The 8928-nt window shown below is 70.0% G+C and carries 8 protein-coding genes and 1 pseudogene; all 9 read right to left on the bottom strand.

Annotation, left to right across the window (positions count from 1 at the left end; all coding sequences use genetic code 11):
* Positions 1-6 precede the first annotated feature (6 nt).
* Positions 7-336 (bottom strand): NIPSNAP family protein, encoded by a 330-nt coding sequence (locus P3T41_RS36535; RefSeq protein WP_280694970.1) that lies wholly within the window; start codon positions 334-336, stop codon positions 7-9.
* 48 nt (positions 337-384) lie between these two features.
* The gene (locus P3T41_RS36540; RefSeq protein ID WP_280694971.1) at positions 385-633 is read right to left on the bottom strand and encodes an acyl carrier protein; all 249 of its coding nucleotides are present in this window, start codon (positions 631-633) and stop codon (positions 385-387) included.
* Between the two features lie 2 nt (positions 634-635).
* Positions 636-2504, bottom strand: a complete 1869-nt coding sequence (locus P3T41_RS36545; protein WP_280694973.1) for an HAD-IIIC family phosphatase — start codon at positions 2502-2504, stop codon at positions 636-638.
* Entirely contained in the window at positions 2504-3544 is a 1041-nt protein-coding gene (locus tag P3T41_RS36550) for a 3-oxoacyl-[acyl-carrier-protein] synthase III C-terminal domain-containing protein (protein ID WP_280694974.1), read from the bottom strand. The genes P3T41_RS36545 and P3T41_RS36550 overlap by 1 nt, the downstream gene beginning before the upstream one ends.
* Before the next feature lie 17 nt (positions 3545-3561).
* Positions 3562-4908 (bottom strand): cation:proton antiporter, encoded by a 1347-nt coding sequence (locus P3T41_RS36555; RefSeq protein ID WP_280694975.1) that lies wholly within the window; start codon positions 4906-4908, stop codon positions 3562-3564.
* Positions 4898-6679 (bottom strand): ABC transporter substrate-binding protein, encoded by a 1782-nt coding sequence (locus tag P3T41_RS36560; protein WP_280694976.1) that lies wholly within the window; start codon positions 6677-6679, stop codon positions 4898-4900. Before P3T41_RS36560 ends, P3T41_RS36555 begins: the two co-directional genes overlap by 11 nt.
* Positions 6676-7053, bottom strand: a complete 378-nt coding sequence (locus tag P3T41_RS36565) for a hypothetical protein (protein WP_280694977.1) — start codon at positions 7051-7053, stop codon at positions 6676-6678. The genes P3T41_RS36560 and P3T41_RS36565 overlap by 4 nt, the downstream gene beginning before the upstream one ends.
* Positions 7050-8312 carry an ATP-grasp domain-containing protein gene (locus tag P3T41_RS36570; RefSeq protein WP_280694978.1) on the bottom strand — a complete coding sequence of 421 codons (1263 nt, stop codon included), beginning with the start codon at positions 8310-8312 and terminating at the stop codon, positions 7050-7052. The genes P3T41_RS36565 and P3T41_RS36570 overlap by 4 nt, the downstream gene beginning before the upstream one ends.
* A gap of 21 nt (positions 8313-8333) precedes the next feature.
* Positions 8334-8928: pseudogene (locus P3T41_RS36575) on the bottom strand (hypothetical protein); the annotation flags it as partial.

Below are 8928 nucleotides of genomic sequence, written 5' to 3' on the forward strand. Positions count from 1 at the left end.
CAGGGCCTAGAGGCCCTTCAGGCCGGTGGACAGGTCAGCGGTCAGCGGGGCGAGCGCGGTGTGGTAGTCCGCGATCATCTCGGTGACCTTCTTGTCGTAGTTCTCTTCCCACTCGGCGCTCGCGTAGAAGGCCTCCTGGACGGAGACCCTCAACTCCTCGGAAGGGAAGCTGCGGATCAGGTAGTACCCGTCCTCGGTGTTCAGCGCGGGACCGAACGCGATCACGTTGATGCCCCAGCGGCGCATCATCGGGATCGTCTCCTCCCGGCTGACCCGGTCGAACTCCTCACGGCCGCCCGGCCGCACGGTGAACAGGCGGATCTCCAGCAGGCTCATGATGCACTCTCCTTGCATGATCTGACATGACGTCAGAAACGTCCCAGGTCAGCTGTTCAGCGTGGCGGCCACCAGGGCCGCCATCTCCTCGACGGTCCGCACGGCCTGGAAGGCCCGCAGGTCAAGACGGACACCGAAGGCGCTCTCCAACTGCGCCAGCGCCTCCAGCGAGGCCAGGCTGTCCCAGTCGTAACCGGCCAGCACCGGTTGTGCCCTGAGCGCTTCGGGGTCCTGGCTCAACACCTCGCCGAGCACCTCGAGCACCTCGGCGCCGACCGAATCGACGGTGTTCCCCATGGTCACTGCTCCTCGCTCTCGACGCGATCGACGCTCTTGGCGCTCCCGGCGCTGTCCACACGGGTGATCCAGGACGGGGTCGGGTCCGGCATCCTGCCCGGCGCGAAGGTGAAGACCCCGCCACCCTCCGGGACGAACCCCGCCTTCTCCCAGAACCCCTCCGCCACACTGTTCTTCGCCGAAGGGGTGAAGCGACCCTCCAGCACCTGGGCCCCGGCCTGCTCGGCCAACTCGGCGAGCCGGCCCACGATCGCGAACTCGACCCCCCGGGACAGCACCCGGCAGCTCAGCGCCAGATTGAGCACGCTCCAGCGCCGCGCGGTCCGTTCCACCCAGAGGGCACCCACCAGGCCCTCGTCCCCGAACCGGTCGGTGACCGAGACGGTGAGCGCCAACCTGTCGGGGGCATCGATCATCGCGGCGGTGGCCGCCTCGTCGAACCGCACCCCGGTCAGATTGAACTGGTTCGTGCGAGCCGCGAGTTGAGCGGCCCTGGCAACGGTGAACCGGGTCACCGGCTCGATCGCCACCGTCAGGTCGAGCGCCTTCAGGTAGTCCTCCGCCCGGCTGAAGCCACCGGAGAAGTCGTTGCGCAGGCCGCGCGCCCGGTAGAGCTCGGGCCGCCTGCGGTCGGTACCGGTCAACTCGACCACGTCGAACCAGCCGTGGCGCACCAGCGAGTCGACCAGCTGGGCCGGCTCGCCACTGGCGTCGATGATCGCGATCTCCGGCAGCTCGGCCGCCACCCCACCACGCTCGAAATCCGAGTCGTCCATGAAGACGAACGAGTCGGTGCCCAGCCCCAACGCGTCGGCGGCCTTGCGCAGATTGCCCGCCTTCGGCGCCCAGTTGACCATGCTGACCGAGAAGGCCTCGGGCCGCAGCAGCACCGCGGGATGCCGGCGCAGCGCCTCGTCGACCGGGTCCGGGTCGTTCTTGCTGGCCAGCACGAGCACCACGCCCTGCTCGCGCAGCCGGCTGACGGTGCGTTGCAGATCCGCGAAGCTCTTGCCCGGGTAGAGCCCGCCGAGCTCGACGCCCTGCGGGCCGACCTCGCCCAGGACTCCTCCCCACAGGGTGTTGTCCAGGTCGAGCGCGAGCACCTTCCTGGACAGCCCCGAGCGGGCCTGCGCGATGCGCCGTACCTCGGTGGCCAGGATCAGCAACGCCCCGTCGGTGTAGGGCAGATCGGCGTACTTGTGCAGCCGCTGATCACGCGCGGCCACCTGCGACTCGGCGAGCAACCCGACCAGGTCCACGACCTGCACCTGCGGATGCTCCTCGGCCAGCTCCAGCAGCCCGGCGTTGAGCCGGTGCCAGAGCCTGGTCAACGCGCCCCTGGCCCGCAGACTGAGCACCGTGTCGCGCAGCGCGCGCGGCAGCGGGACGGTGTGCAGCACCAAGGTCGCCTCGCTGCCGCGCAGCGCCGCGCCGAGCAGCCCGCTCAACTGGGCCAGCCGCTCCTCCAGATAGGGCCCGGCAGCCTGCGGCGCGGTGACGTCCAGGTCGTCGGGGAGGAAGTAGGACTCGTCCAGCAGGCACAGCAACAGCTCGCTGGAGCGGTCGAACCCGCCGGTGGCCAGCGTGAGTTCGAAGGCCCCGTACGGGGTGACCTCGATCGCCGGACACGCTCCGGCGCCCACCAGGCAGGCGCGCAGCAGGGATTCGAGCGGGCCGACCGTGCAGGCGGCCACCACCGACAGGCGCAGCGGGCGCAGTCTGCCGTCCGGATCGGTCAACTTGGCCAGCGCCCGGCCGGCCTTGCGCAGCACGCTCGCATCGTCGGTCTGGATCAGCGCGAGGCGCAGGTCGGGGCCGGGAACCGTGCCGGCCCCCACGGCCGCCTTGAGTGCGTCGACGAGTTCGGGCATCAGATCCTGACCAGGGTGCAGTACCACCGCATACCGATCGAGATGCCGATCAACGCGACCAGGTCGCCGGAGACCAGCTCGCCACCACGGGTGTACTGGGCGAGCGTCACCAGATGGTCCGCCGCGCCCATGTGGCCGTGCTGGGCGGCGACTTCGGCGTTGGTCAAGCTGACCGGGACGGAGAAGGCCTCGGCGATCTCCTCGAACGAGCCCTGGTTGTCGTTCAGATGGATGATCTTCTTGATGGAATCGCGCTCCACGCCGGCCTTCGCGCAGGCCCAGTCCGTCACTTCGACCAGCCGCTGGTTGAGCGCGGCGACGAAGTCGCGCAGCCCCTTCGGATCGGTGCGGAAGTGGTCGACCACCGCCTCCAGGCCGTTCGCCTGGGTCTTGGCGGACCAGTCGGCCGGCGCCACCGGCGCCACCTCGCCGCCGAAGTCGGTCCGGAACCAGTCGGCCACGTCCGGGTCGGTGAACTGCACGGTCGCCAGCCACCGTCCGAACTCGTGGCCACGGCGCAGGATCACCGCCGAGGCGCCGTCGCTGTGGATGGAGTTGTTGACCCGCATCCGGTTGCGGTGGTGCTCGCTGACCCGGTTGACCGCGACGAACAGGATGTTCTGCAAGCTCGAGTCGGTGGCGAACAGACCGGCCACGTTGCCCAGGCCCGTGACGCCGGAGACGCAGCCCTCCATGAGCAGCAGGTTCGGCTTGAGCCGCACCCCGATCTCGCGGGCCAACGCGGACGAGGCGTCCCAGTTGAGGTAGCCGGGGACGTCGGAGAGCGCCAGCACGACGTAGTCCACGTCGTCGACGCTCAAGCCGGCGTCCTCGATCGCGAGCCGGGCCGCCCGCGCCGCCAACTCGATCGCGCTCACGTCCTGGGGCGCCCGGTGGAAGGTCTGGTAGCCCCACTGGAACACCCGCTCCGGGTCGTCCACGAACTCGGAGACCACCTCGAGGTCGACCTTCTGGTCGACACCCAGCGAGTAGCCGAATCCCGCGATACCGAAATCGGCGCCTTGAGTCGTCATCGTCATCTCTTGGTCCTCACCCTTCACACGCTCTGAGTCTCGGGGGCGGCCGGCCCGAACTGGGCGGCCCGTCGTTGCTGTTCCAACGCGGTCAGATCGATGCGGGCCATCGCGAACCGCAGCACCGGAGGTGCCATCAGCGAGGTCACCACGGCGACCAGGACGATCACGGTGTAGCTCGCGGAGTCCAACACGCCCAGCCGCAGCCCGACCATGGCGATGACCACCTGGACCACACCACGCGCGTTCATCCCCGCACCGAGCGCCAACGCCTCCCAGCGCCCGAGCCGGCTGCCACGCGCCCCCAGGTAGGCACCACCGAACTTGCCCACCACCGCGACCACCAGCGCCGCCAGCGCCATCAGGGCCACCGCCGGACGGGCCAACGCGGTCAAGTCCATCCGCAGCCCCGCCGAAGCGAGGAAGACGGGCGCCAGCACCGAGAGCGTCACGGTCCGCAGCGGGGCCAGCAGCAACGGGCTCACCGCCCCGGTCGCCGTGACGGCCACCCCGCAGACGAAGGCACCGAAGATCGGCTCCAGCCCCAGCGCCTGCGTCCCGGCCGCCGCCAGCAGGATCAACACCGCCGTGGTGCCGACCACCGTGCCACTTCCCCCGGTGCGCTCGGCCCAGCGATAGACCGGACCGACCAGCAGCCGGCCGGCCACCACGGCGAGCAGCAGCACCACCGCCAGCGAGAGAACCGAGCGCAGCACGCCCGCGCCACTGACCCCGGTGGTGGCCATCGCCGTGACGACGGAGAGCAGCAGCCAGCCCACCGCGTCGTCCAGCATCCCTGCGGTCAAGGTGAGTTGGCCGATGTCGCGGTGGAGCAGATTCATGTCCAGCAGCGTCTTGGCGATCACCGGGATGGCGCTGACACACATCGCCACACCCAGGAAGGCCGCGAACGTCGTCCGGCTGCCGTGCGGGGCCAGCAACGAGGCGGGCAACAGCAACCCGAGCCCCACCCCCAGACCCAGCGGTAGCAGCAACCCCGCCGAGCTGACCCGAGCAGCGGTCCGCCCCTGCCTGCGGACCAGCGCGAAGTCCAGGTGGCTGCCGCTCACCCCCACCAGCAGCAGCACCCCCAACTGGCCCACCGCATCCAGCATGTGGACCTGCTCCACGCTGTGCGGGAACAGCCAGCCGGCGAGCCGGGGAGCGAGCGTCCCCAGCACCGAGGGGCCCACCAGCACCCCCGCGCAGAGCTCGCCCGCCACCGCCGGCCAGCCCAACCGCACCGCCACACGCCCCAGCAGCACCGCGAGCAGCAGCAGCACCCCGAGCTGGAGCAGCAGCACCAGCAGCGGGTGGGCGCCGATCGGGGCGATCGGCGCCGCGGCGGCCAACGTCGCGTCAGTCCTCAACGTAGTACCAGTTCTCGGGGCTGATCATCCCGTACGGGTTGACCGGGCCGAAGCCGTGCAGCCGGTCGGAGACCTCGAAGAGCCGGATCGGGAAGTTCGGCATGAAGATCACCGGTACCTGCTCGGCGATGTAGTCCTGGTACTCGTAGAGCGCCGCCGGATCGTCGGTGGTCACCGACTTCTCGATCAGCTCATCGGCCCGCGGGTCGCTGTAGTGGCCGAAGTTGCCGCCGGCGCCGGTGCTGAACAGGATCTCGCCGGTGGGCTGGTGGAAGACCCAGCCGCCGTTCCAGTTGCACGCCTCCCACAGGCAGGGCTCCTGCGGTCCCGGGACGCACGGCGCGTCCTCGGCCACCAGCACCGAGCCGTAGACCTCCTGGAGCCGCACCTCGATACCGGCCTTGGCGGCGTCGTCGCGCAGCTGCTCCATCACCCGGGTCAGCGCCGGGCGGCCCTCGACGTAGCGCAGCAGGAAACTCGCCCAGGTCCCCGCCGGGATGCCCTCGCCGGCCTGGCCGGGGCCGGTGCCCGGATTGACGCAGACCGCCGGAGTGGTGGAGGTGTCCCAACCGTTCGCCTCCAGCAGGCGCTTGGCCCGCTCGGGGTCGAACGGCAGCGGCCAGGCGCCCTCGCGCTGGCGCGGCGAGACGAACTCCGTCTCCGGGAAGACCGGCACCGGCCCGTTCTGCCGGTAGGCGTAGCCGAGGTAGACGTCGCGGACCGCCGAGTCCTGGTCCAGGCTGGACTGCAGCGCCTGGCGGAAGTACGGCTGGGCGAAGAGCTTGCCCTGCACGGTCGGGTTGTTGAAGTTGAGCGAGATGTACCGCACGCAGTACGCGGTCTGCGGGTACATCGTGTAGCCGGCCAGCGGGTTGGGGCCGCCCTTGTCCGGGCTCACCGCCGGCTCGGTGGCGAAGCTGAGCGGCAGGAAGCCGACCTGGACGGCGTCCTCACCCTCGTCGCCGCGCTGGAGCATCGCGTACTGCTCCTCGTCGGAGAACGTCGGGATCTGCCGGAACTCGTCCAGGTAGGGCTTGGCCGGGCCCGAGTAGTGCTCGTTGGGGACGAACGTGACGACCCCTTCGAGGGTGTAACTCTTCAGCTGCCAGGGACCGCTGACGATGGACCAGATCGGGCTGCCGGCCCAGCGGGTGCGGTGCGCGTTGCCCTCGTCGACGATGTCGCCCTGCTCGGCCATCAGGTAGGCGTAGACCGCCTCGACGTCCGCGAGGTCGCCGCAGGCGTTCGCCGGCCCCTGGTCGGTGCGGTCCCAGGCCTTGGGCAGCGGGGTGATGGTGGAGAGCTGGTTGAACAGCACCCAGCGCTGCGAGTAGACCTTGTCGAAGGTGAAGTAGACCTGGTTCTCGGCGAGTTTGCCGTAGTCGGTCAGGTTGTCCGGGAAGTAGCCGGGCACGTACTCGCCGTACCGGGCGCCCTTGACCTTCATCAGGTTGACCCAGAACAGCACGTTGTCCGCGCAGAGCGTCTCGCCGTTGGACCACTTCCACGGCTTGACGGTGATCGTGACGGTCAGGCCGTCCTCGCTCCAGAGGGGCTCCTCACCGATGCTGTTGGCGTAGTCGACGTCCGCCACGCCGTCGCTTCCGAAGAAGTACAGCGTGCGGTACATCAGGGCCTGGAACTCCAGGATGTTGCGGGTGCCCATCCGCTCGGCCGGGGTGAACGGGAAGATCACCGCCGGCGGGAACCCCGGCGCACAGGCCCAGGTGACGACCCCGCCCCGCTTCGGCTTCTTCTCGGTGGCACTCATCGCTGCCCCTGCCTCTCGTCGTCGTCAGCCGCGTTGGTGTCCGCCTCGATCTCCTCCAGGAACGACACCCCACGGTCCGCGTGCGGGGCGTACCGCTCCCAGGTCTCGGCCAGCCGGATCCGGCCGTCGGGCAGCGTCGTGGGGGTGGAATGGCAGCGCCCGGAGACCACCTTCCCGTCGCTCAGCACCACGCAGTACGCGAACTCCAGCTCGCCGTCGGGGCCGCAGAGCCCGGTCAGGGTGCCCCGGCGGGCGTCGCCGCCGGAGAACTCGCCCCAGAGCAGGTTGCCGTGCTGGCGGTAGCGCGCCACCCGTCCGGACTCGCCGTGCTCCGCCCCGACCGGGCGAAAGCGCCTGCCGTCGTAGTCGATCATTTGACGTCCCCCGGGTACGGGTCGAGCTCGACGGTGATCTTCGCGGCGAAGTCGTTCATCGTCTCCATGGCGTCCTCCAGACAGTCACCGGTGGTGCCCAGGAAGCCGAAGATGGTGTTGCCGTGCGGGGGGCGCAGGATGACGTCCCCGGGTCGCGCGGTGATCTTCAGCAGGAACGCCTTCTCGGAGTCGGCGACCTCGGCCGGCACGGTGATCTCGCGCACCACACCGCCGTCGCTGATCAGGCACATCGAGGCGGTGTGCACCCCGGTCGGCTGGAAGTGCCGCACCTCGGGACGCCGGCCCGCGCCGATGTCGGCCACGGCCTTGATCGGATCGTGGGCCGCCGTCAGCCGGGCGATCTCGTCCAGCCCGCCGCCGCCCACCCGGGCCGCGATCTCGAGCAGGTACGGCTTGCCCTGGTGGAAGCGGACCTCGGCGTGCGCGACGCTGCGCCGCAGGCCCTGCGCCCACAGGCCCGCCTTGACCACCTCGTGGACGGCGCGCAGGTCCTCGGCGCTCATCGAGGTCGGCGCGTGGTGCACGTCGTCGTCGAAGGTCGCGCCCTCGACGGTGATCCGGTCCACCACCGAGCCGAGGTAGACCTCCTCGTCCCAGGCCAGCGCCTCGATCAGGTACTCCTTGCCGTCCAGGAAGGACTCCACCAGCAGGCCCTGCGGCCCCAGATCCAGGCCGGCCACCTCGGAGTTGGCCCAGAACATCTTCGCGATGCCCTCGGTCGCCTGGGCGAAGCGCTCGGCCAGTTCGGCCGCGTCGTCCACCTTGAAGACGTAGTTGCTGCCGGCGCCCATGGTCGGCTTGATGATCACCGGGTAGCCGAACTCCTCGGCCGCCGCAACGGCCTCGTCCGCCGACTCGACGTAGCGGAACGACGGGTGCGGGGCGCCGCCGCGCTCGTGCGCCTGGCGCATCAGGTACTTGTTGCGGCTCGCCTTGGCGGCCTCCACCCCGATGCCGGGCAGGCCGAGCCCCTCGGCCACCGCCGCGGCGGTGATCACCGCCGACTCCGAGAAGGTGATCACGCCGTCGAACTGCTCGGTCTTGTGCCACTCCTGGGCCAGCTCGACGATCCGCGCGACGTCCCGGGTGCCCGCGAGGCGGTACTTGTCCTCGGGCCAGAAGTCGGGCGTCCCTTCGCCGTTCAGCACGTACAGGTCCACGCCGAAGGCCTCGACCTGCCGGTAACGCGAGATGTAGTAGGACAGGTACTGGATGGTCTCGATGGTCAGCAGTTTCACGAGTCTCTCCGTACAACCGGGTTAGGTGTGAGGCGAGTTGTGCGCCCTCGGGCGCACCAGGAGCGATCCCGCGACCAGCACGGTGGGTAGCGCCGTGACGGCCGCGAGGGTGAGGTAGCCGGGAATCACTCCGGCGTGGTCGCAGACCGTCGCGACCAGCACGGTGACCAGCACCGCGGCGGCCAGGCCCAGCGCGTTGGCGGTACCGAACACCCGCCCGGCCCGCTCGGCGCGCACCGCCCGCAGCAGCTCGACCCGCGACGGCAACCGGCCCAGTGCGAAGGTCGTCCCGCCCAGCAGGATGCCCGGCAGCATCGTCCAGACCGAGATCGGCTGGACCAGCGCCAGCAACGCGCAGACCAGGTAACCCCACAGGACCAGCTGCCGGTAGTCGATCCGGTGCTGCCAGCGCTGGTAGAGCGTGGCCCCGATCAGCATGCCGACGCAGGCCAGCGCGTCGACCACACCGAGCAGGCCCGAGCCCTGACGGAACCGGTGCACCACCACGACCATCAACAGCGTGTTGGCCGTGGTCACGATGACGCTACCGATGCAGTACAAGGCACCGAGCCGGACCACCGGCCCGTCGTGGAGCCGTTCCGACTCCCGCTCGGCC

This window comes from Kitasatospora sp. GAS204B, from assembly GCF_029892155.1.
Classification (GTDB): Bacteria; Actinomycetota; Actinomycetes; order Streptomycetales; family Streptomycetaceae; genus Kitasatospora.